The sequence below is a fragment of the Photobacterium minamisatsumaniensis genome (assembly GCF_050336695.1).
Classification (GTDB): domain Bacteria; phylum Pseudomonadota; class Gammaproteobacteria; order Enterobacterales; family Vibrionaceae; genus Photobacterium; species Photobacterium minamisatsumaniensis.
Genome location: NZ_JAKJSI010000007.1, coordinates 1 through 981 on the forward strand (window position 1 = coordinate 1; position 981 = coordinate 981).

4 tRNA genes and 2 rRNA genes are annotated in these 981 nt (G+C 47.3%); all 6 read left to right on the plus strand.

The features are described 5' to 3' along the window. A 16S ribosomal RNA gene (locus tag L4D78_RS00295) occupies positions 1 to 119 on the plus strand; the annotation flags it as partial. A 100-nt stretch (positions 120 to 219) separates the two neighbouring features. Beyond that, positions 220 to 295, plus strand: a tRNA-Glu gene (locus L4D78_RS00300). 1 nt (position 296) lies between these two features. Further along, positions 297 to 372, plus strand: a tRNA-Lys gene (locus L4D78_RS00305). A 31-nt stretch (positions 373 to 403) separates the two neighbouring features. Continuing rightward, a tRNA-Val gene (locus L4D78_RS00310) sits at positions 404 to 479 on the plus strand. Between the two features lie 42 nt (positions 480 to 521). Beyond that, positions 522 to 597: transfer RNA gene (locus L4D78_RS00315), tRNA-Ala, on the plus strand. 273 nt (positions 598 to 870) lie between these two features. Then, positions 871 to 981: ribosomal RNA gene (locus L4D78_RS00320) — 23S ribosomal RNA — on the plus strand; the annotation flags it as partial.

Genomic DNA, 981 nt, shown 5'->3' on the forward strand with positions numbered 1-981 from the left:
GCACCAGAAGTAGATAGCTTAACCCTTCGGGGAGGGCGTTTACCACGGTGTGGTTCATGACTGGGGTGAAGTCGTAACAAGGTAGCCCTAGGGGAACCTGGGGCTGGATCACCTCCTTAACGATATGACCTGCTGTTTTATGCAGTGTCCACACAGATTGCTTGGTCGAAATGTAAGAGAGCGCGAATGTTGCCCAACAACATTCGCAAGTAACACTTAGTCCCATTCGTCTAGAGGCCTAGGACACCGCCCTTTCACGGCGGTAACAGGGGTTCGACTCCCCTATGGGACGCCACGGGTCGTTAGCTCAGTTGGTAGAGCAGTTGACTTTTAATCAATTGGTCGCAGGTTCGAATCCTGCACGACCCACCATTCTTCCCCACGAAGGAAGTAAAACAACCGAGGGCGATTAGCTCAGTTGGGAGAGCACCTCCCTTACAAGGAGGGGGTCACTGGTTCGAGCCCGGTATCGCCCACCATCTTCTCTTTTGAGAAAACTTCTACCAAAGAAGTAAAACGTTGGGGCTATAGCTCAGCTGGGAGAGCGCCTGCCTTGCACGCAGGAGGTCTGCGGTTCGATCCCGCATAGCTCCACCACTTTCTAAATACATTCTTATGAGTGTGATTAGAAAGTGGAATATTTGTCTCTGTAGAGATAGAAAAAACACATGCTCTTTAACAATCTGGAAAGCTGACTAGTAAATTCAATCGAATGATTGGATTACAATAGTTTTTATCGAAAGATAAAAACGAGTTCTCAAAACAAACACATTCAAGTGTCTTGTGTAAGAGTCCGGCGAAAACAAATAATTCTCTTTAATTAGAGAGTGAACCTTGGTTGTTGCCATACGAAACCTCTTGGGGTTGTATGGTTAAGTGACTAAGCGTACACGGTGGATGCCTGGGCAGTCAGAGGCGATGAAGGACGTATTAACTTGCGATAAGCGTAGATTAGGCAGTAAAAGCCACTTGAGTCTACGA